This is a genomic window from Paenibacillus sp. WG02 (genome assembly GCF_055396115.1).
On record NZ_AP036016.1, the window covers coordinates 752958 to 775619 of the forward strand.

General features: G+C 46.3%; 19 protein-coding genes and 1 riboswitch. Of the genes, 17 read left to right on the plus strand and 2 right to left on the minus strand.

Annotated features, from left to right (window positions below; translation table 11 throughout):
• Positions 1–105 precede the first annotated feature (105 nt).
• Complete coding sequence (locus ACBP55_RS03380; RefSeq protein WP_464649769.1) at positions 106–333, minus strand: hypothetical protein; 228 nt, start codon at positions 331–333, stop codon at positions 106–108.
• Positions 334–410: 77 nt separating this feature from the next.
• On the opposite strand from ACBP55_RS03380, the gene ACBP55_RS03385 reads away from it, so the two are divergent.
• From ACBP55_RS03385 to ACBP55_RS03405, 5 genes are all read left to right on the plus strand, one after another.
• Complete coding sequence (locus ACBP55_RS03385) at positions 411–2732, plus strand: sensor histidine kinase (protein ID WP_464649771.1); 2322 nt, start codon at positions 411–413, stop codon at positions 2730–2732.
• Positions 2729–3367, plus strand: a complete 639-nt coding sequence (locus tag ACBP55_RS03390; RefSeq protein ID WP_464649773.1) for a response regulator transcription factor — start codon at positions 2729–2731, stop codon at positions 3365–3367. The genes ACBP55_RS03385 and ACBP55_RS03390 overlap by 4 nt, the downstream gene beginning before the upstream one ends.
• 11 nt (positions 3368–3378) lie before the next feature.
• Positions 3379–4299: a polyprenyl synthetase family protein gene (locus ACBP55_RS03395; protein WP_464649775.1), complete on the plus strand. Its 921-nt coding sequence runs from the start codon at positions 3379–3381 to the stop codon at positions 4297–4299.
• 167 nt (positions 4300–4466) lie between these two features.
• Positions 4467–5930, plus strand: a complete 1464-nt coding sequence (locus tag ACBP55_RS03400) for a catalase (RefSeq protein WP_464649777.1) — start codon at positions 4467–4469, stop codon at positions 5928–5930.
• A 56-nt stretch (positions 5931–5986) separates the two neighbouring features.
• Entirely contained in the window at positions 5987–6259 is a 273-nt protein-coding gene (locus ACBP55_RS03405) for a Fur family transcriptional regulator (RefSeq protein ID WP_051253912.1), read from the plus strand.
• A gap of 73 nt (positions 6260–6332) precedes the next feature.
• Here ACBP55_RS03405 and ACBP55_RS03410 read toward each other — a convergent pair whose 3' ends face one another.
• Positions 6333–7409 carry a DctP family TRAP transporter solute-binding subunit gene (locus tag ACBP55_RS03410; RefSeq protein WP_464649779.1) on the minus strand — a complete coding sequence of 359 codons (1077 nt, stop codon included), beginning with the start codon at positions 7407–7409 and terminating at the stop codon, positions 6333–6335.
• A 101-nt stretch (positions 7410–7510) separates the two neighbouring features.
• Between ACBP55_RS03410 and ACBP55_RS03415 the strand changes: the two genes are divergently transcribed.
• The 12 genes from ACBP55_RS03415 (at position 7511) to purF (ending at position 22616) form a co-directional block, all read left to right on the plus strand.
• On the plus strand, positions 7511–9109 hold the full coding sequence (locus tag ACBP55_RS03415; RefSeq protein ID WP_464653219.1) for an ATP-binding protein: 1599 nt from the start codon (positions 7511–7513) through the stop codon (positions 9107–9109).
• On the plus strand, positions 9102–9815 hold the full coding sequence (locus ACBP55_RS03420) for a response regulator (protein WP_464649781.1): 714 nt from the start codon (positions 9102–9104) through the stop codon (positions 9813–9815). The genes ACBP55_RS03415 and ACBP55_RS03420 overlap by 8 nt, the downstream gene beginning before the upstream one ends.
• A gap of 128 nt (positions 9816–9943) precedes the next feature.
• Positions 9944–11368: an NAD-dependent malic enzyme gene (locus tag ACBP55_RS03425; RefSeq protein WP_464649783.1), complete on the plus strand. Its 1425-nt coding sequence runs from the start codon at positions 9944–9946 to the stop codon at positions 11366–11368.
• A 34-nt stretch (positions 11369–11402) separates the two neighbouring features.
• The gene (locus ACBP55_RS03430; protein WP_464653220.1) at positions 11403–12686 is read left to right on the plus strand and encodes a dicarboxylate/amino acid:cation symporter; all 1284 of its coding nucleotides are present in this window, start codon (positions 11403–11405) and stop codon (positions 12684–12686) included.
• Positions 12687–13416: 730 nt separating this feature from the next.
• Positions 13417–13518: riboswitch (purine riboswitch) on the plus strand.
• 157 nt (positions 13519–13675) lie between these two features.
• Positions 13676–14161, plus strand: coding sequence for a 5-(carboxyamino)imidazole ribonucleotide mutase (purE, locus tag ACBP55_RS03435; RefSeq protein WP_029198283.1), 486 nt, complete (start codon positions 13676–13678; stop codon positions 14159–14161).
• Positions 14158–15339, plus strand: a complete 1182-nt coding sequence (purK, locus tag ACBP55_RS03440; RefSeq protein WP_464649784.1) for a 5-(carboxyamino)imidazole ribonucleotide synthase — start codon at positions 14158–14160, stop codon at positions 15337–15339. The genes purE and purK overlap by 4 nt, the downstream gene beginning before the upstream one ends.
• A gap of 26 nt (positions 15340–15365) precedes the next feature.
• Positions 15366–16661, plus strand: a complete 1296-nt coding sequence (gene purB / locus ACBP55_RS03445; RefSeq protein ID WP_047676348.1) for an adenylosuccinate lyase — start codon at positions 15366–15368, stop codon at positions 16659–16661.
• A gap of 68 nt (positions 16662–16729) precedes the next feature.
• Complete coding sequence (locus ACBP55_RS03450) at positions 16730–17587, plus strand: phosphoribosylaminoimidazolesuccinocarboxamide synthase (RefSeq protein WP_464653221.1); 858 nt, start codon at positions 16730–16732, stop codon at positions 17585–17587.
• A gap of 258 nt (positions 17588–17845) precedes the next feature.
• Positions 17846–18085 carry a phosphoribosylformylglycinamidine synthase subunit PurS gene (purS, locus tag ACBP55_RS03455; RefSeq protein ID WP_029198287.1) on the plus strand — a complete coding sequence of 80 codons (240 nt, stop codon included), beginning with the start codon at positions 17846–17848 and terminating at the stop codon, positions 18083–18085.
• Between the two features lie 97 nt (positions 18086–18182).
• Positions 18183–18878 (plus strand): phosphoribosylformylglycinamidine synthase subunit PurQ, encoded by a 696-nt coding sequence (gene purQ / locus ACBP55_RS03460; protein ID WP_029198288.1) that lies wholly within the window; start codon positions 18183–18185, stop codon positions 18876–18878.
• The gene (gene purL / locus ACBP55_RS03465) at positions 18856–21099 is read left to right on the plus strand and encodes a phosphoribosylformylglycinamidine synthase subunit PurL (RefSeq protein WP_464649786.1); all 2244 of its coding nucleotides are present in this window, start codon (positions 18856–18858) and stop codon (positions 21097–21099) included. Before purQ ends, purL begins: the two co-directional genes overlap by 23 nt.
• On the plus strand, positions 21084–22616 hold the full coding sequence (gene purF, locus ACBP55_RS03470; RefSeq protein ID WP_464649788.1) for an amidophosphoribosyltransferase: 1533 nt from the start codon (positions 21084–21086) through the stop codon (positions 22614–22616). Before purL ends, purF begins: the two co-directional genes overlap by 16 nt.
• Positions 22617–22662: the final 46 nt, after the last annotated feature.

Here is a 22662-nt window from a genome sequence, read left to right on the forward strand (position 1 = left end):
TGATTTCAATCTTTTTTTCATACTTGTGCAAAACATGCAAGAAGAATTGCGTGAAAACGAAAAAAGGATTGCATGATTAGCGGAAGCTAATTATGCAATCCTTTTTTATTTTGGTAAAATAATACGAGGGATCAAAGCCAGTCTGCAGACAGGTTCTTCTAATTTTTTCTGTCTAGTATTTGCGGGACTAACAAAGGTTCTGGTCATTGCGGTAACCTCTTCCTTAGATAAGGAAAGCGCAGAGAAGAAAGAGCTTTCATTTTCGCGCAAATCGATACTCTTTAACTTATGAATGACGTGATGTAATTGCGGGTTTAGCTGGATGGTAAGCATATAGGTCACTCCCTTCGCGAATTGTTGTAATTCAAAGTGTATTATAGCAAATAAGCAGAAAATGATGGAGGATTATCATGGAAAATAAGTATTTAATAGGGTTTTGTGCATCAATTTTTATTGCATTGCAGATTTGGTGTTCATCCATTATCTTTAATTCCCCCTATATCGGGATATATCTTGAATTAAATTCACAGCAGCAATGGGTGATTAAGGAGTTGGATCAGGAAAGCGCCAGTGCGAGGCTCGACGTCAGAGTTGGGGATATCGTCAAACAAGTGGATGGCATGCTTCCTGATGAATTCCCAAGCATACAAAAATGGAGAGTTATAGAGCAAGCTAATATGTTGTTGATTTCAAGAGACGGGCAAGAGCACGAAATTGAGGTAAACATCAACAGCACTATTACCTATGACATGGTTCCGCTAATAGAGGAATTCGTGTGTCTGTTCATGGTGGTTTTTCTATTAATGAAAATGCGCCGTTCTCCATCAGCCAGGCTGCTTGCAGCAGTTTTTCTGACCATGGCTATCATTTATATGAGTCTAGGCTCTTCCGTGAGGGGGGATGCAATAGCGAAGGTTGCGATCGCCAGCTTTATGATGGTTTTGCCGATCACTTTTTATCATTTTTTAGTCGTCTTTTTCAAGGAAAAAGGCCATATTCAATTGCCAGCACGGATTTTGAAATACGGGTATTTCATTGCTGCGATAGACATTGTAATACGAAGTTTATACTTTTATCCTCCAATGGTCTACACGATTTATCATTATGATAGATTTGTTACCCTGGGCTTTTTCATTATTGGGTTTTTATTTAACATGTGGAAGTTAACGATCCTGTACGTCAAAATGCGGAAAAAACCATCTAACGTGTTAAGCATTGTAAAGAGTGTATGGTTGTCATTTTTGCTCTCTTTTTTGCCGATCAGCTGTCTTTCCTTTCTTCCACAAATAGTTGTTGGATATTGGATTATTGACGGAAGATATACAAGCTGGTTTATCCTATTTTTCCCCATCTCGTTTGCATACCTGATTGCTTCCAACCAGTTGTATGATATCGGTCTTGTGTTCAGGCGATTTTTGTTCGCTGGTCTTCTGGCGATCATTCCAGCCAGCCTGTTTACAGGGGCATACGTCTTCTTATTCCAACATGTAGTGGAAGAAAAGCAAATTCTGTTCATTTTCGTCGGGTCGATGATTCTAGTTTCCACGGTGTTGTACGCAGCCGAATATTTGACGACGCGGCTTGAACCGTTTTTGTTCCCAAGAAAATTCATTCTGCAATCTGCTTTGAAGAAAATTTCCAGAAACCTCGGGACGATTTCCAGTTTTCGTAAGTTGAAAGAAATTATACTTGTGGATATTGTAAACACGCTTCAAGTAAAGGGTGGAGCGATTGTTTTTCAGTATAAGAACGATAGCGAAATCATTTGTGAAGGGGAAATTGACGCCACAGAAATTCAACAACTTGCTAACTCGTCATCATTGGTTAATCATCCACTTTATACGTGCATGGAGATGAATAGCCATGAAGAGTATACGAGTTATTTGATTATGACACGCAAAAAGACGAACACGATGCTTGCGAAGGAAGAGAGGCAGTGGTTGCAACTAATTACATCCTATTTGGAAGTTAGCTTGGAAAATGTCCACTTGATCCGCAAGTTGACGGTCAGACTGCAGCAATTTGCTTCCGAGCTCCCTCATGAAACGGCTGCGAATGATATTTTATGGTTTCGTAAGGTGATGTTTGAACTTCAGGAAGAGGAACGAATTCGAATTGCTAACGATCTTCATGATACGACGATGCAGGATCTGTTCTTTCTCAAAAGAAGAATATCCTCACTTGCAGATAAGCCAACGATGCATCAAGAAGATCAGGTACAGTTGAAAAATATGAATAATTTTGTGGAAATGATCAATGCAAGCCTGCGCCAAAGCTGCTTTGAGTTAAACCCCCATTTGCTAAAAGAGGTAGGTCTGATTCAAACGCTGAAGATGTATTTGGAAAAGGAGTCATATACAACGCCATTTGAACTTGAATTTCAAGAAGGGCATGCTGCAGTCATCGAAACCAAAGATTTGCTTACTAAACGGCATATATTCCGAATTGTCCAAGAGCTGCTTAATAATGCAAAAAAGCATTCTCAGGCAACCAAAGTTACCTTCCAGATCGTGGAAAAAGACAATTATTTTTGTTTAATTTACGAAGATGACGGGGTGGGATTTCATGACAGAGACGGAGTTCACCTGGAGATTGGCGCATCAGGCATGGGGATCGAACAAATGAGAAGCAGAGTCTTGCACGTGGGTGGACGCTTTGAGCTCAACACACAAAAAGGGAGTGGAACGAAGTTTATTATCACGATACCCACCGGGGAGGTAATTTCAGCATGATTGAAGTCGTCAAGACATTGGTTGTCGATGATCATCCTTTATTTGCACGTGCGACCAAAACGTTATTAGAGGAGATCGATCGTATTGAAGTTATCGGTGTTGTCTCTAATGCCAAACAATGCTTGGAACAAGTGAAACTGTATCAGCCGGGTCTCGTATTCCTAGATTATCAACTTCCTGATCTATCCGGTACAGAAGTCGCTGCTCAGTTAAAGGATATTTATCCGAATATGCATATTGTTATTTTTACGGGAATCGATGTGACGGGTATCTTGAATAAACTAATCGAAATCAAAGTAAGCGGTGTTCTATCGAAGGAGTCGAGCGAACGAACGATTAAAAATATGGTGAATTGTATTTTGGATGGTCATACGATGCTGCCGTTATCATTCTTTCACCAGATGCAATTGAGTGGGGAATTTAGCAAGGATGACTGTGTGTTACTAGAGGAAGAAGTACTCATGATGAACATGTTGGTCCAGGGAGCGACTCACGATCAAATTGCGGAACGCATCTTTATGAGCAAGCGAACTGTCGATAATTATTTACGCAAGATTTACGACAAATGGGGGGCCAAATCAAGAACAGAAGCACTAGAAAAGTTTATTAAAAGCAAATATTACTCGAAGGCTTAAGGGAGGAAATTATGCAGGACATCCAGCAGCATATGCATCGTGTTATTGATGACTATATTTATGTAGAAGATTTAAATACTCTGCTTAAATCTTTTATAGATGACAAAGAAAAGGAAAACTGTACATGGTCTAAGATCACGATTTGCACACACAAGATGTTAGGAGGAGACTCGCCTCACATTCACAGACTTGCTGCGGTGACGGAACTGGTCATTCTAACTTTGGATATTATGGATGATTTGCAGGATCAAGATCAAGGGAGTAAGCCATGGATGCAATGTCCACAAGCTCTTACGTTGAATGCTGTTATGGCGCTGTTCATGGGATTTGTAGGTGAATTGGGGCACTTGCAGGTCAAAGATAAGATGCTAGTCGAGGTAAGTAAAATCATTTCAAGATCGATTAATGGCCAACAAAAAGATGTAACCAATACGATATCAACCGTAGATGACTATCTGATGATGACGCAAGAGAAATCCGGTTCCTTATTCAGGCTTGCCTGTTTCATGGGCTATTCCCTACTTGCATGTACGGAGGAAACCATTGAACAGATTCATCAATTAGCTGACTGTATTGGCCTTATTCATCAAATTCAAAATGATATGAGAGATCTAGTTCGGTTTGATGTGAAAAACGATTTGCTTGGTAAGAAACGAACGCTTCCTGTGTTGTATTTACTATCCATTGATGATGCGGCATTCAGCCCATTGAAAGCATATTATGAAGGTGAAATTACCGTCGACTTTCTGTTGGAAGAGAAAGAGAAATTTTTGCAAATGATTCACGATTCCGGATGTATGGAATATGCCCGAATTGTCCAATCCGTGTGTATTCAAAAGGCGGAAGAGATATATGGGAATTTGCAAGCCATCTCTCCATGGAGAGAAAGATTTAAGCAAGCTACGTATGGGGATTTTCTGGATGCGGAATAGGGGCCAAACGCGCTCTTTTGAGTTAGGCGGAACCATCAATCAAAGAAGAAGGTGCAAGAAAGGGTCATTGACAACTGTTCTCAATTAAAATAAAATAGATATTACATAATAATTATTCTAATTTAAATGTGTAATTTTATTAAAATCTACTATGAAGGAGAATGCAGATGTCCCATAACCACTTAACTACGAACCTGGGTGCGCCTGTAGGCGATAACCAGAACTCACGGACGGCAGGCCAGAATGGCCCGACACTATTGGAAGATTACCATTTACTAGAGAAAATCGCTCATTTTGATCGGGAACGCATTCCGGAGCGTGTGGTTCATGCGCGTGGAGCGGGAGCTTTTGGAACCTTTACGGTTGAGAATTCGATGAAACGTTATACGAAAGCGGGTTTCCTAGCAGAAGCGGGGAAAGAAACGGCGGTATTCGTACGCTTTTCCACCGTTATTCATGGGCAAGGGTCACCTGAAACAGCACGCGATCCGCGTGGTTTCGCGGTTAAATTTTACACAGAAGAAGGCAATTACGATCTGGTCGGCAATAATCTTCCTGTTTTCTTTATCCGCGATGCGATGAAATTCCCTGATATGGTTCACTCCTTGAAGCCAGCGCCTGACACGAATGTGCAGACACCCGACCGCTATTGGGATTTCATGTCACTGACACCGGAATCGACGCATATGCTGACTTGGGTATTCTCGGACTATGGCACACCAGCGAATTACCGTGAAATGAATGGATTCGGTGTTCATGCGTTTAAATGGATCAATTCCGTAGGGAATTATGTGTATGTGAAGTATCACTGGAAGCCGCATCAAGGCGTTCGCAATTTGAGCAAAGCCGAAGCATCAGCGATTCAGGGCGAGGATTTCAGCCATGCGACAAGAGATTTGTACGACCACATCGATCGCGGCGAGTTCCCGAAATGGGATCTGCATGTGCAGCTGCTGCAGCCTGAGGATTTGGATGCTTACGATTTTGATCCGTTGGATCCAACTAAAGTGTGGCCAGAAGATCTTATTCCATTGCAAAAAGTAGGTACGATGACGTTAAACCGCAACGCACAGAACTTTTTTGCAGATGTGGAGCAAGCAGCTTTTGCACCTAGCGTGTTGGTATCCGGGATTGAGCCTTCGGAAGATAAGCTGCTGCAAGGGCGACTTTTCTCCTACCCAGATACACAAAGACACCGTCTCGGTGCGAACTACTTGCAAATCCCGGTAAACTGTCCTTATGCAACCGTGCAAAATAACCAGCGCGATGGCGCTATGCAAATGAAGCCGCAGCCTGGCAGTGTGAATTATGAGCCGACTCGTCATACCGATGCACCGAAAGAAGCGCCTGAATTCCGCGACAGCACAGCACCCATCAATGGATCCGCTGGTAGACAAAAAATCGCAAAAACCAATGATTTCGCACAAGCCGGAGACACATTCCGCAGCTTCAGCGAGCAGGAGCAAGCGAACTTTATTTCGAATCTGGTAGGCGACCTTTCGTCTGTTCACGAGAAATCAAAATTGCTGGCGATTTGCAACTTCTATAGAGCAGATAGCAGGCTGGGAGAAAGCTTGGCAGCAGGCTTGAACGTGGATATTTCGGGTTACTTACAACATTTGAACCGCTAATGGCCATCATAAATAAAATAAATAAATGCCACTAAATCGAAGAGGAGGTTCCCATCATGGTACAACATGATCTGAATCAAGCGCTGCAGCGGATGCGCGCTAAAAATATACCTTTAACACCACAGAGATGTGCAATACTTACGTTTCTATATGCGCAGGGCAGTTACACAACGGTCAAAGATATTTGTGAAGCGTTGATCGATAAATATCCCCATATGAATGCGATGACGGTTAACAGCAGCTTGCATGTGTTTAAACAGCTTGGTTTAGTTAATGAGTTGCCTGTAGTCGGTGCCTCCTTGCGATATGAAGCGGCAATTTGCTCGTAAATGCTTGATCATAAGTAAGGCGCTGCAGTGTGAGAAGAGATAAAATTGCCTCTTTTCACGCTGCAGCGCCTTTTTAGTCTAATCCCGATTGCTTATTAGTGCTCTCGCGTCTGAGTTCGTTCACGGCATCCATGAGCTCTTTGCTTATATAGGATTGAGCTTCCTCATAGACAGGCTCAAGCGCCTGCTGCCATTCATTTCGTTCCTCTTTGGATAGAATGTGAACGTTCATCTGCCCAATCCTCTGCAGCTCGTTCCACTGTTTACGGTTGATCTCGATCGCATTTTGATTCGCCCAAACCGTCGCTTCTTGCATGGCCTCATTAATCGTCTTTTGCTGTTCTGCCGATAATTTGTCCCAAAATACTTTATTCACTAACACGCCATATCCAAGATAAGCATGATTGCTAATGGTCAAATATTTTTGAACCTGATACAGCTTTTTAGAGTAAATGTTCGAAATCGTATTCTCTCCACCGTCTACCTGACCGGACTCCATACTGCGGTATACTTGGTTAAAAGGAATAGGGACCGTCTTCGCATTCAGCAGACGAAATTGGGATTCGATGATCTTGCTTGGAAGAATCCGAAATTTCAAATCTCGAAAATCTTCGGGATGAGCAAGCGTACCGCGGTTTGACGTCATTTGCTGAAAACCGTTAGCCCAAAAACCGAGACCAACGATACCCTTCGGCTCTAATTTACGCATCAGAATGTTCCCAATCTTGCCTTGAAATGCTTTGGCTACATCTTCATCATTTTGAAAAATGAAGGGAAGATCCATGACCATCCATTCGGGAACGACTTCGGATATATTAGAGAAGCTTGGCGCGATCATTTGAATGCTGCCCTTCTGTAAAGCGCCGACTTCATCGGGTTCATTGTATAGCGTACCATTGGGAAATAGTTCGACTTTGATGGTGTCGTTAGTCTTTTCTTTAACTAATTGGGCGAACTTTTGAGCCGCTAATCCTTTGGGTGTATTCTCCGCCACAACAAAGCTGAATCGAATGATCGTTTGTCGGCCGAGTCCGATCTGCTCATCATCACCCACAATCGGCCCGTTATTAAATTGCCAGGAGAAACCGAATCCCAACGCTGTCAGGAGTCCGATTAAAAGAAACATAGTGATACCGACAAACGTTCTCATATGGACCCCCATTTGTTCTGTATAATAAATTCAGTGTAACATAATGTAGGATGATGTTTGAAATTCACGGCAAGCTGAAAGTGGGTGAACGGCTTTTGAAAATTAAAGGGCTTCGCATGAATTGGAAAATTACGATTCTGTCGTTCGGCATCGTTTTATTTGCGATTTGTATCGGCGGTATCATTTTAATAGGCCGTGTGATTCACCTGCAGGAACAAGAGCTTGGACAGAGACTGCTTGTTACTGCGCGCACAGTTACCCAATTGCCATCTATCATCAGCGGGCTAACGGAACAAAGCCGAAGGCAGGAAATTAATCCGATCACCGAACGTATACGTATTATTAATGACGTTGACTATATTGTTGTCATGGATATGAACGGTATTCGCTGGTCTCACCCGTCATCCTCCCGGATCGGGGAGCCTTCACAGGGGGAGGACGAGCATGCTGCATTTGCCGAGCATACGTATCTTTCCAAGGCGAAAGGAGAACAAGGGACAGCGCTTAGAGCCTTCGTACCTGTCATGAATGAGCAGCACGAACAGGTAGGTGTCGTATTGGTGGGGAAGCTGGTGCCGGGACTAACCGGGGTCATCCTCGACATGCGGGGGCAAATTTATGTAACGGTACTTTTATCATTGCTGTTTGGTATTTGGGGTTCGTGGATGCTTTCGAGGCATATTAAGGAGCAGATGTTTCGCTTGGAACCTGAGGAAATCGCCCAGCTGCTCGTAGAGCGAACTGCCACGTTCAATGCGATGCATGAAGGTGTTATTGCCATAGACAGCGATGAATACATCACGGTTTTTAACGATAAAGCCAAAAAAATGCTTCAGATCGAAGGAGAAGTACTCGGACGCCATATTCGAGAAGTGCTGCCGGATACGCGGCTTCCGGAGATTTTGCAGCTTAACCATGCTATTTATAACCAAGAGCTGCATATTGGTCCTGCTCATATTTTGAGTAATCGGGTTCCAATTAAAGTAGGCCATCAAACGGTTGGCGCCGTAGCTATTTTTCAAGATCGCTCGGAGGTGACGAAAATCGCGGAAGAGTTGACCGGCGTAAGGGCATTTGTTGACGCACTTCGGGTGCAGAATCATGAATATATGAATAAGCTGCACACCATCGGTGGCTTGATCCAACTTGATCATAAGCAGAAGGCGTTGGACTATTTATTTGAAACGATGGAAGCGCAATCCGAGCTTAGCAGCTTTGTCTCGAGCAAGATTGCGAATGAGAGCGCTGCCGGTTTACTTTTGGGGAAAATCAGCCGCGGCAGAGAGTTGGGTATCGACGTTCGTTTGGATCGGGCAAGTAGGTTGATGCGATTTCCAGATAATTTGGACCAGCACGATGTTGTGGTCATCTTGGGGAATCTGATTGAAAATGCTTTTGATGCCCTGAAGGAGAAGGATGGGAAGAAAGAGATCTTTATCAGTATTGAGCAGGATGATGAGGTATTATCGATTTTGGTCGAGGATAACGGAAAAGGCATGACTGAGGAAACCAAACAGCGCAAGTTTGAGCGAGGTTACTCGACAAATGCGGACGAAGGCAGGGGCATTGGTTTGTATTTAATTCATAATATTGTGAATAAATGCGGGGCTCATCTGGAAGTAGAGTCCACGGTTGGCGTGGGGACGAGCTTTATTCTCACTTTCCCGATGCATACAAGAGAGGAAGAAACTCATGTATAGAGTCGTACTGATTGAGGACGATCCGATGGTTCTTGAAGTGAACAGGCAGTTTGTTGAGAGAGTTCCCGGCTTCGTAATTGTAGGGACATCCTCTAACGGTTTAGATGGTATCGAGAAAGTTCGTGATTTGAAGCCAGACCTCGTAATTCTAGATATCTATATGCCGGGGCAAAATGGAACCGAGTTGCTGCAGCAGATTCGAAATGAACAGTTGCATACAGATGCCATTGTAATAACGGCTGCTAACGACATTCCAACGATCCAACGGATGCTTCATCATGGGGCTGTGGATTATATCATGAAGCCTTTTAAGTTTGAACGGGTCCGAGAGGCGCTGGAAAATTACCAAATAATGAAGAGGCGATTAGGTACAGAATCGACACTATCACAAGTTGAACTGGATCGATTGTTACACGGGAACGGGGGAGAACCGCTTCCTGAAATACCTTCTGTCCGTATGCAAACGGACTTGCCCAAAGGATTGCAAGCGTTGACGATGAAGCAAGTTGTGCTATTTCTGATGCAGCAGCACAAATCTTTATCCGCGGAAGAAGTAGCTGAGGGCGTAGGGTTGGCAAGGGTTACGGCGCGCAGATATCTGGATTTCCTGGAGAAGAATAAGCAGGTGAAGTTAGACCTTGAATATGGCGGGATTGGGCGCCCGATTAACCGATATGTATGGATGGCAGAGGATAAAAGATCATAGGTCAAAGTGAAGACCAAAAAGACCATAAATACCAATATGGTCAAATTCTTCACGCCTTCTTTTGAAAGCGATATCATGAAAACAGAAATACGATGAAACTAAGTCTGATATCGCTTGAGGTGAAGAACGTGTCAATCCCATCGGGAGTTAATACCAGTATTATTTTGAGACTAGAATTGGATAAGGATACCGCGTCGTTCGGCAGTGTGGCTACGGCCATTAGTGATGCAGGTGGAGACATTATAGCCATTGACGTCGTTAGAACGGACAAAAACATCACGGTTCGGGATATCACGATCAATGTATACGATAACAAGCATACTGAGCTGATTGCCGCGGCCATCGGCACATTGGCGGGAGTGAAAATCGTTCATGTTTCGGATCAAACGTTCCTGCTTCATTTGGGCGGGAAAATTGAAATGAGTCCCAAGTATCCCATTAAAAATCGGGATGACCTCTCGAGGGTGTATACACCGGGTGTTGCCAAGGTTTGCATGGCGATCCACGAAAAGCCGTCGCTCTCCCATACGCTGACCATTAAACGCAACACGGTCGCGGTCATATCGGATGGAACTGCCGTACTTGGTCTAGGTAATATTGGGCCTGAAGCAGCGATGCCTGTTATGGAAGGAAAGGCAATGTTGTTTAAGCAGTTAGCTGGTGTCGATGCATTCCCAATATGTCTGGCTACACAGGACACAGATGAAATTGTCAATATTGTGAAAGCGCTATCGCCAACGTTCGGCGGGATTAATTTAGAAGATATCTCTGCACCTAGATGCTTTGAGATTGAACAGCGGCTTATCGAGGAATTGGATATTCCCGTTTTTCATGATGATCAGCATGGTACTGCGGTGGTGCTTTTGGCAGGATTGCTTAATGCCGTTAAGATTGTGGGCAAGAAGCTTGAAGATTGCAAAGTCGTGCTTTGCGGCGTTGGCGCGGCAGGAACGGCTTGCACCAAAATGCTGATGGCTGCAGGCGTTCGAAATATTATCGGTGTCGATCGACAAGGTGCTATCACACGTGAAGGCGTTTACGACAATCCGTTTTGGCAATGGTACGCGGAGCATACGAATCCGAAGCAGATTCAAGGCTCGCTGTCGGAAGTTATTGAAGGAGCGGACATTTTCATCGGTGTATCGGGTCCTGGTGTGCTTAAAAGAGAAGACGTCGCCAAAATGGCGGAGAATCCGATCGTCTTTGCAATGGCAAACCCGACGCCAGAAATACTTCCCGAAGAGGCAGAGCCTTATGTGCGGGTTATGGCCACCGGCCGTTCGGATTACCCGAACCAAATCAATAACGTGCTATGCTTCCCAGGCTTGTTCAGGGGATTGCTGGATTGCAGGGCATCCAGAGTGACTGAGAATATGAAGCTTGCAGCAGCCAAAGCGATCGCATCGGTAGTTCAAGAAGATGAGTTGAATGAGTCTTACATTATTCCAAGTGTGTTTAATCAATCCGTCGCGGAACGTGTGAGAGATGCTGTGATAGAAGCGGCTTATGAAGACGGGGTCGCCAGAAGACGCAAAGAGAAAGTCCAAGCCTAATTTAGGTAGAGATGAAGGAGGAAATAAGATGTTAATGAAACTTAGAAAAAATTTAACCCTGCAGGTACTGCTAGCGATTGTGCTCGGGATTGCAGTCGGTCAGTTTTTCCCTTCTCAGGGGGAAAGCTTAAAAGTACTTTCTGATGTATTTGTGAAAATGATCAAGATGGTTATTGCTCCAATTGTGTTTTTTACCATTGTAATCGGGATCTCCGGTATGGGGGATATGAAAAAAGTAGGTCGAATCGGCGGCAAGGCGCTGCTGTACTTTGAAATTATTACTACGTTTGCAATGGTTATCGGTGTAGCCGTAATGTACATCATTCGCCCTGGCGCAGGAATGAGTACGGCTGGTGTGAAGGCCGCAGATGTTGCGAAGTATACGAAAGACGCGGCAGCAACCAGTCACGGATTTGTCGATTTCCTTACAAGTATCGTTCCGGATAACGTGATGGCTGCATTCTCCAAAGGTGATATGCTGCCGGTTCTATTCTTCTCTATCTTGTTTGGCTTGGCGATGGCTGGTCTTGGGGACAGCGCGAAACCCGTTACGAATTTCCTAGAGAAATTGAATACAATTTTCTTCCGCATTGTAGGAATCATCATGAAATTCTCTCCAATTGCCGCTTTTGGTGCGATGTCTTATACGATCGGCAAATTCGGCGTTCACTCGTTGTTTTCTCTCGGTAAAATGATGGGGTCCGTCTATATTACCATGGCACTTTTCATCTTTATTGTACTCGGAGCTATTTGTAGAATGTATGGATTTAGCTTAATTAAGCTCTTGCGATTCATTAAAGAAGAGCTGCTGCTTGTACTGGGGACATCTTCATCCGAATCCGCATTGCCGCGCGTTATGGAAAAGCTGGAGAAGTTCGGTGCATCTAAGTCCGTTGTAGGTCTTGTTGTTCCTACTGGTTATTCATTCAATCTTGACGGTACATCGATCTACTTATCTATGGCAGGGTTATTCATTGCACAAGCCTATGGTATAGAACTAAACTTGATGCAGGTACTGACCTTCATGGGCGTACTGATGCTAACTTCAAAAGGTGCTGCGGGCATTACCGGATCAGGCTTCGTCACACTGGCAGCTACAATTGCCGCAATTCCTAACAATGTCATTCCAATTGAAGGCATGGCGCTTCTGATTGGAGTAGACCGGTTCATGTCGGAAGCGAGAGCGATTACGAACATCATTGGTAATAGCGTCGCGACCATTGTCATTGCGAAGAGTGAGAAGCAGTTTAATGCAAATCCAGAGGAAACAGATATGTCGCTGCAAACAGGGGCGGTGAAAGAAGTTTCTGCTGTGTAGTGTGAACTGGTTAAAAGAGGGGTATTCCATTTCATGGAGTATCCCTTTTTTTATGCAAATAAGAATATGGCCTCTTCACAACTGGTAGGCATAACTCCAGTAGTCGATTTTAGAGTTCTTCAGCTTGCGTAAGGTGGGGATGGGCTATAGTGGTAGTGGAGTGGATGTAGTAGGGCTACAGATGTTGTATTTACTACAACAATTCATACGCCTAAAGGCTATTTGGCAGCTTGAAGTTGCATTTTGTACAACATTTTTAGCCCATTTGTTACGAAATGGCCTGTTTAGGACCAAATTGTTGTACATAATGCAACAATGAAGGGAGAGAGGCGAGATTTGGACGGAAATTGTTGCACTTTCTGCAACATCATTCAACCGTGAATAGGGATTCGTTCATCCAGTAACCTCAATTGAGTATAGATGACGATTGATCCCCGTTTGAGACACCTACATGTGCAGAAAGATTGGATGGGACGGCGGCTGTTGTATAATGGTCTTGTCGAAAAATAGTAGGGTCAGTCAAGTACCCTATAAACAACTGCACGACTCATAAATCGCGACTTGGGAGAAGATGAGAATCTCATCTGAGGTCGCAAACCGTTTAAAAGATAGAAAATGCACCAAAAAGCGAACTATCCAAAAGAATTAGACGAAAATTGTTCGTTTTTTGAAATTGACATCGCACGTTAGTTGGTAGTAAACTAGGGAAGCGGGAAATGAAGCCGCACTAATTGAAAATGTCGAATCAACTCGTATAAAATCAGGGATAAGGCCTGAAAGTTTCTACCCAAAAACCATGAATTTTTGGACTACGAGGAAGCGAATGAGGGAAACCATAGGAAGACGATGGTCTTTTTGCATTCGGTTCTTTTGCTGTCCAGCGGATAGAATCATGTATTCTAGCTCTGGGCGTTTTTTGGGTTTAAGGTTATAGATGATGTATGGAATCTGGTTTTAAAACTACTATATAAGATGAGAGTAGGTTTATGATGACGGTACGTGTTGGTGTCATAATGGGAAGCCAGTCGGATTGGGAAACGATGAAGCACGCATGCGACATGCTGGAAGAGCTGGGAGTGCCTTATGAGAAAAAGGTGGTCTCTGCGCATAGAACGCCGGACCTTATGTTCGAATATGCAGCTTCGGCGGCAGGCCGCGGCATTCAAGTGATTATTGCCGGAGCAGGAGGGGCGGCGCATCTACCAGGGATGGTAGCAGCCAAAACGGAGCTTCCGGTTATTGGTGTTCCAGTCAAAACGTCCACGCTGAACGGACTTGATTCCTTGCTCTCGATCGTGCAAATGCCAGGCGGCATTCCCGTCGCGACGGTGGCGATCGGACATGCGGGTGCCACGAATGCAGGCCTCTTGGCGGCGCAAATTCTGGGCGCATTCGAGCCAGAGCTGCAAGCGAAGGTCAGAGCGCGCCGCGAGCGCATTGCGCAAACGGTTATTGAAAGCAGTGACCTGTTATGAGCGAAGCTTCAAACTCAAGCGATAAGGTCATCAAGCCAGGCGGCACCATCGGTATTTTAGGCGGAGGGCAGTTAGGCCGTATGCTGGCCTTGGCTGGACGCAACATGGGGTATCGCTTCGTGACGCTCGACCCCACGGATGACGCGCCTTGCGGTCAAGTCGCGGATGAGCAAATTCAGGCGGACTTTGACGATGTGGAAGCGGCGAGAAAGCTCGCAGCCCTGTCGGACGTCATCACCTACGAATTCGAGAATGTCGATGCGCATGTGACCAACATTTTAATGAATGAGTCCTATGTTCCACAAGGAAGTGAGCTTTTATACACGACGCAGCATCGTCTGCGTGAAAAGAGAGCAATTGAAGCAGCGGGCGTACCTGTGGCTCCATATGCTGAAATCACCAGCGCAGCTGATTTGCGTGAAGCGGCTGAACGCTTCGGGACACCGTGCGTGCTCAAAACAGCAACCGGCGGCTACGACGGCAAAGGGCAGTGGGTGCTTCGCTCGCTGGACGAGGTGGAGGAAGCTTACAAAACTCTCAGCCGTGCGAAAACCGAGCTGGTTCTCGAACAATTCATTCATTTTGACAAAGAATTATCCGTGATTGCGGCAAGAAGTCCACGCGGCGAGGTAAAGGCTTTTCCCGCTGCTGAAAATATACATGTACATAACATCCTGCATCAATCGATCGTTCCCGCGCGAATCCCTGCTCAGGTGCAAAAGGAAGCGGAAGAGCTTGCTGTACGCATCGCAGAATCGCTTGGTGTGATTGGCTTGATCGCAGTGGAGTTATTCCTGACGAAGGATGGACAGCTTTATGTCAATGAGCTTGCGCCACGCCCGCACAATTCAGGTCATTACACGATGGAAGCCTGCAGGACTTCACAGTTCGAGCAGCATGTTCGCGCGATTTGCAACCTGCCGCTTGGTTCTACCGAGCTGCTGTCACCGGTTTTGATGGTCAATTTGCTTGGTGAGCATATCGAACCGCTGCAAGAACTGATCGACCGACCCGATTTCCTCGAACACAGTGAATTAGGCGTTAGCGCGAAGGTTCATCTATATGGCAAGAAAGAAGCGAAAGAAAAACGCAAGATGGGACACATCAATCTCCTGACAAGCGACGTAGCGAAAGCACTGACTTGGATAGAACAGACAGGCATTTGGGAAAGTAAGTAAAAGAACTCATTGGAGGAACGGCTAACATGATTGAACGTTATACACGCCCAGAAATGGCACGCATTTGGACAGAGGAAAATAAATTCCAAGCTTGGCTTGAAGTCGAGATTCTTTCTTGCGAAGCATGGTCAGAGCTCGGAGTTATTCCTAAGGAAGATGTGAAGGTACTGCGCGAGAACGCAAGCTTCAACATTGACCGCATTTATGAAATCGAGCAAGAGACGCGTCATGACGTGATCGCCTTCACTAGAGCGGTTTCCGAAACGCTGGGACCTGAGCGCAAATGGGTTCACTACGGTTTGACTTCGACAGACGTTGTCGATACGGCACTGGGCTACTTGCTGAGACAAGCGAACGAGATTTTGGACAAAGACATTCAGAATTTCATCGAAATCCTTCGCAATAAAGCGATCGAACATAAAGATACAGCTATGATGGGCAGAACGCATGGCGTGCATGCCGAGCCGACGACTTTTGGTTTGAAAATGGCGCTTTGGTACGAGGAAATGAAGCGTAACCTGGAGCGTTTCCGCTTTGCCGCTGATGGCGTACAATTCGGTAAAATCTCAGGTGCAGTAGGCACCTACGCGAACATCGATCCGTTCGTTGAAGAGTATGTGTGCGGCAAGCTGGGCACTAAAGCAGCTCCGATCTCTACACAAACTTTGCAGCGTGACCGTCACGCGGAATACATGGCGACGCTGGCGCTAGTTGCTACATCCCTTGATAAATTCGCGACTGAAATTCGCGCGCTTCAGAAGAGTGAGTTCCGTGAAGTTGAAGAGCCTTTTGCAAAAGGTCAAAAAGGTTCCTCCGCCATGCCGCATAAGCGTAACCCGATTGGTTGCGAGAGCATTTCCGGTCTGTCTCGTGTGATTCGCGGGCACATGGTTTCTGCTTATGAGAACGTGACGCTTTGGCATGAGCGCGACATTTCGCACTCCTCCGTTGAGCGTATAATCCTTCCTGATGCGACGCAGCTGCTGAACTACATGCTGAACCGTCTAGGCAACATTATCAAGAATTTGACAGTGTTCCCAGAGAATATGAAGCGCAACATGCGCAGCACCTATGATGTTCCTTTCTCTGGCCGCGTTATGACGAAGCTGATCGATAAAGGCTTTGCTCGTGAGCAAGCGTACGATACAGTTCAGCCAAGAGCGATGCAAGCATGGGAAGAACAGCGTTCGTTCCGCGAAATCGTGGAGAATGCTTCCGTCATTACCGAAGTGTTAAGCCCAGAAGAAATCGCAGATTGCTTCGATCCAAGCTGGCATTTGAAACACGTAGACACGATCTTTAACCGTTTAGGTTTGAAATAAAGCAGGTCATTTTAACAGGAAAGGATGTGTGGTTCGTGGCTAACAATATCTTGGAATCAGCTGTTGAAATGATTAACGCTCCCCTGGTTCATAAGGGCAAAGTACGTGAACTGTATGATCTGGGCGAACATTTCCTTATCGTGGTGACGGATCGGATTTCAGCTTTTGATTACATGTTGAAGCCTGGTATTCCTGATAAGGGGTACGTTCTAAACGCGCTAAGTAAATACTGGTTCGGCGTGACGAGTGGTTACATGAACAATCACATTGTGCACACGGACGTGGAAAAGCTCCACGCGATTATTCCGAGTGCGGAAGATAGAGAGCTTCTGAAGGAACGTATTATTGTAGCGAAAAAAGCGGAGCGCATCTCTATCGAATGCGTGGTTCGCGGTTACATCACAGGCAACGGCTGGAGACAGTACGAGAAAACCGGTGAGATTAACGGTCGCAAACTGCCTGAAGGCCTGCGCAAAAACGAGCGCTTGCAAGATCCTATTTTCACACCTGCAGCTAAAAATGATGTCGGTCATGACGAAGACATTTCCGTGGAACAAATGATTGATTTAGTCGGCGAAGAGCTGACTTATGCGCTGCAAGAGCGAAGCATCATGCTTTACACGTTGGCACATTCGATTTGTGAGCAAAAGGGCATTATTTTAGCAGATACAAAGTTTGAATTCGGCTTTTATGCGGGTGAACTTATTATTATTGATGAAATTTTCACGCCGGATTCCTCGCGTTACTGGTCCCAAGATAAATACGCCCTGGATATCGAGATTGATTCGATGGACAAAGAGCCCGTGCGCACCTATTTAGCGGGATCGGGCTGGGATAAAAATAGTGAGCCGGATGAGCTTCCAGCTTCCGTTGTGGAAGAGACTTCGAACCGTTATAAAGAAATTTTACACCGTTTGGTGGATTAGTAGAAAAATGAGAATAAGAGTCTCTAGGGGCTCCTATTTCAAAGAAAAGAGCAAAAAATTGTGGATAAGAGTCTTTAAAGCCTCTTATTTCCATGATTATCAGTAAAATAGTTGCTTTTTGGGGAAATAAGAGTCTTTAGAGGCTGCTATTTCCCGGATATAGTAAGAAAAATGAGAAATAAGAGCCTTTAGGGACTTCTAAATGAGCTCCAGTCCATGCCAGCTGCTCTGGCGAATAACGCTAAGGAGAGATTACAAATGAAAGCAACGGTCTACGTAACGATCAAGCAAAACGTACTGGATGTTCAAGGAACTGCGGTGCAAGGAGCGCTTCATTCCATGGGTTTTGACGAAGTTGGCAAGGTGCGCATCGGGAAATACTTGGAGTTAGAACTGGATACAACGGATAAAGCAGAAGCAGAAGCACGCGTTAAAGCAATGTGCGAGAAGCTGCTTGCGAACACGGTTATCGAAGACTACCGCTACGAGTTGGCGTAATAGACCAGATTTTACGAAAAAGTTTTGCCAAGGCAAAACTCAGCACATGCTTACGAAGAAAGTTTTGCTAAAGCAAAACTCTAGGGAGGAATACGTCATGAATTTTGCGGTTCTTGTATTTCCGGGATCGAACTGCGACATCGATATGTACAAGGCAATCGAAGATACCATTGGTCAGCCGGTTGATTATGTTTGGCATACAGATGGCGACTTGTCCAAATACGACTGCATCCTCGTGCCGGGTGGATTCTCTTATGGGGATTACCTGCGTTGCGGAGCGATTGCACAATTTACGAATGTGATGAAAGCTGTAGTTAAGGCTGCGGAAGAAGGCAAGTACATTCTAGGTATTTGTAACGGATTCCAAGTGTTAACGGAAGCAAGATTGCTGCCAGGCGCTTTGCTGCGCAACAACGGGATGAAATTCCGCTGCCACCAAACGCTTCTTAGAGTGGAGAACAACAATACGGCTTTCACGCGTGATTACGCGGAAGGCGAGCTGATTGAAATTCCAATCGCTCACGGCGAAGGCAATTACTATTGTGACGAAGCTACGCTAAAAGAATTGCAAGAAAACAATCAAATCGTATTCCGTTATGAAGCGGGCAACAACCCGAACGGATCACTTGACGATATCGCTGGAATCAGCAATAAAGCGGGCAATGTCGTGGGTATGATGCCTCATCCAGAGCGTGCCGTTCATGAGATTCTTGGTTCCGCAGATGGTAAGAAAATGTTCACATCAATTCTAAGCGCTTGGAGGGAGAAACATGACGCAGCAGCTATCCGTTAATGAACCAACAGCCGAGCAAATCGCGGAGCAGAAAATTTACAAGCAAATGGGCGTGACGGACGAAGAGTTTGCCAAAATTTGCGGCTTCCTTGGACGCAATCCGAACTATGTTGAGATCGGTGTATTCAGCGTTATGTGGTCCGAACACTGTTCATACAAAAATTCCAAACCTGTACTTCGTAAATTCCCAGTTACAGGACCTCGCGTCCTAATGGGACCTGGTGAAGGCGCAGGGATTGTTGATATCGGAGACAACCAAGCGGTTGTTTTCAAAATAGAAAGTCATAACCACCCTTCAGCGATCGAGCCTTATCAAGGCGCGGCGACAGGTGTGGGCGGTATTATTCGTGATATTTTCTCCATGGGCGCGCGCCCGGTAGCGCTTCTGAATTCCTTGCGTTTCGGCAAGCTTGAAAACGACCGCGTGAAGTATTTGTTCGAGCACGTTGTATCCGGAATCGCTGGATACGGGAACTGTATCGGGATTCCGACAGTCGGCGGCGAAGTGATGTTCGACGAGAGTTACGAGGGGAACCCGCTCGTTAATGCGATGTGTGTGGGTCTTATCGACCACAACATGATTCAACGCGGTGTTGCCAAAGGTGTTGGCAACCCAGTGTTCTACGTCGGACCAGCGACTGGCCGCGACGGTATCCACGGTGCGACATTCGCATCCGAGGAGCTTACGGCGGAGTCCGAAGCGAAGCGCCCAGCGGTACAAGTGGGCGATCCGTTCATGGAGAAGCTCGTGCTGGAAGCGTGCTTAGAGTTAATCAATTCCGGCATCGTGCTCGGAATTCAAGATATGGGCGCTGCGGGGCTTACTTGCTCCAGCGCAGAGATGGCTAGTAAAGCGGGCAACGGCATGGAGCTTTACCTTGATGAAGTTCCGCAGCGCGAAGAAGGCATGACAGCGTATGAAATGATGCTGTCTGAGTCTCAGGAGCGTATGCTTTTCGTTGTTGAGCCGAAGCATGAGGCGCAAGCTAAGGGCATTTTTGAGCGCTGGGGTCTCCACTGCGCCAAAGTCGGCAAGGTAACCGATGACGGTTACCTGAAGCTGATCCACCACGGTGAAGTCGTGGGGAACATGCCTGTCGGCGCACTCGTCGACGAGTGCCCGGTGTACAATAAGCCGAGCCAAGTGCCGGCTTATTACGAAGCTAGCGCATCGATCGACACGACTCGTTACCCTGAGGTAACGAAATTGACGGATGCGCTTAAGTCTATCCTCGCGTCTCCGACGGTAGCGAGCAAAGAGTGGGTGTACAACCAGTATGACCACATGGTTCGTACGGAAACGGCAGTGCGTCCGGGTTCGGACGCAGCGGTTGTGACCATTCGCGGTACCCGCAAGGGCCTCGCGATGACAACCGACTGCAACGGACGCTATGTATACCTGGATCCGGAAGTTGGCGGACGGATCGCCGTTTCCGAAGCAGCGCGCAACGTTGTCTGCTCCGGAGCTGAGCCTCTCGCGGTTACAGATAACCTGAACTTCGGCAGCCCAGATAAACCAGAAATTTTCTGGCAGCTGGAGAAATCCACAGACGGTATGGCAGAAGCTTGCCGCTTCTTGGATACACCGGTTATCGGCGGTAACGTCTCGCTTTACAACGAGAACGCCAAAGGTGCGATCTACCCGACACCGGTTATCGGGATGGTTGGTCTTGTTCATGACGTCGACCACATCACGACGCAAAGCTTCAAAAAAGAAGGCGACATCATCATCCTGCTAGGCGAGACGAAAGCGGAGCTCGGCGGCAGCGAATTCCAATATGTGATTCACGGTGTTACGGAAGGCCGTCCTCCTGAATTGGACTTAGCTACTGAGAAACGCCTGCAAAATGCGGTACTAAAAGCCATTCAAGAAGGTCTTGTTGCTTCTGCGCATGACTTATCCGAAGGCGGCTTGGCCGTTGCTTTGGCTGAAAGCTGTATCGGCGGTAAATTAGGCGCAGCTGTGAATGTGGCGTCTGATCTTCGTCCTGACTTCACGCTTTTCAGTGAAACACAATCCCGTATTTTGCTGAGTGCTTCCCCTGATAAAGCGGACGCTTTGAAACACTGGATTGCTTCACAAGGCGTACCATATCAAGAAATTGGAACAGTTACTGGTTCAGATCTAACCGTTAAAATCAACAACGAACAGCGTCTCCAGTCTCCGGTAAGCGAGCTGGCGAAAGTCTGGAAGGATGCGATTCCATGTCTAATGGCGTAAAACAATCCAAGGCCCTTAAGCTTCCTGCTGCTCCTGTTGTCCAAGTGGGCGACGGGCAGCATCAGCTTTGGACAGGAGAGTATTTCAACGAAGGTGTAGGCGGCCATGGCGGATTGTTTGATAAGCTGAATGAGGAGTGCGGGGTGTTCGGGGTGTATGGTCATCCCGACGCTTCCTCTCTGTGCTATTACGGGCTGCATGCCCTGCAGCACCGCGGACAGGAAAGCGCTGGTATCTGTACAGTAGAAGATGGAAAGTTTAACTACTATCGCGGGATGGGACTTGCTAAAGAGGTTTTCACAAATGAAAATTTGTCGCCTCTGACAGGTTCCACAGCGATTGCGCATGTGCGTTATTCCACAGCAGGCGAGAGCAAGCTGGCGAACGCGCAGCCACTAGTTTTCAAATATCGGGAGGGCGACCTTGCGATTGCAACGAATGGTAACCTTGATAATGCGAACATTATTAAAAGAGAGCTTGAGCGCAAGGGTTCGATCTTCCAAACGACGAGCGACACCGAGGTTATGGCGCATTTGATTGCCCGTTCGGAGCACGACGATATTGTGGATGCGGTTAAAGATGCGATGAATCAAGTTATCGGCGGCTTTGCCTTCCTGATTGTCACCAAGGACAAATTGATCGCTGCGCTCGATCCGAACGGACTTCGTCCCTTCATGATCGGCCGATTGGGAGAGGCGTACTTGTTCGCTTCCGAGTCCTGCGCCTTCGATGCGGTGGGAGCTACGTATTTCCGTGATGTGCAGCCGGGGGAAATCATCGTGATTGACCGCGACGGCTTCCGCTCTGAGCGTTTCACGGAAAGCGGTCGGCGTGCGATTTGTGCGATGGAGTACATCTACTTCGCTCGTCCGGACAGCGACATCGATACGGTGAATATTCACTCCGCGCGTAAGCGGATGGGTAAGAAACTGGCGATGGAAGCTTTCGTTGACGCTGATATTGTAACAGGGGTACCGGATTCGAGTATTTCGGCTGCAATTGGTTATGCGGAACAAACGGGTATCCCTTATGAGTTGGGTCTGATTAAGAACCGCTACACAGGCCGGACGTTCATCATTCCAAGCCAAGAGCTTCGTGAGCAAGGGGTTAAAATGAAGCTGAGCGCCGTTCGCAAAGTCGTGGAAGGCAAGCGTGTTGTCATGATTGATGACTCTATCGTGCGCGGGACAACGTCTTTAAGGATTGTGAATTTGCTTAGGGAAGCCGGCGCTACGGAAGTGCACGTACGTATCTCTTCGCCGCCTTTTATGAACCCATGCTACTACGGGATTGATACACCGGATCGGAAAGAGCTGATCGCTGCAATGAATTCTATCGAAGAGATTCGTAAGGCGATCAACGCGGATTCCTTGCATTTTCTGACCAAAGAAGGGCTATTAGATTCGATCGGTCAAGGATCGGCAGGAGCGGAAAGCGGCTACTGTACGGCATGCTTCGATAACACCTATCCAACAGAAATTGTGGATGTTACTAAGGTTGGTTGTGCTTGCGATTAATTGGTTAATAGATAGGGAAATGCAAAAAATGGAATAGACATAACGG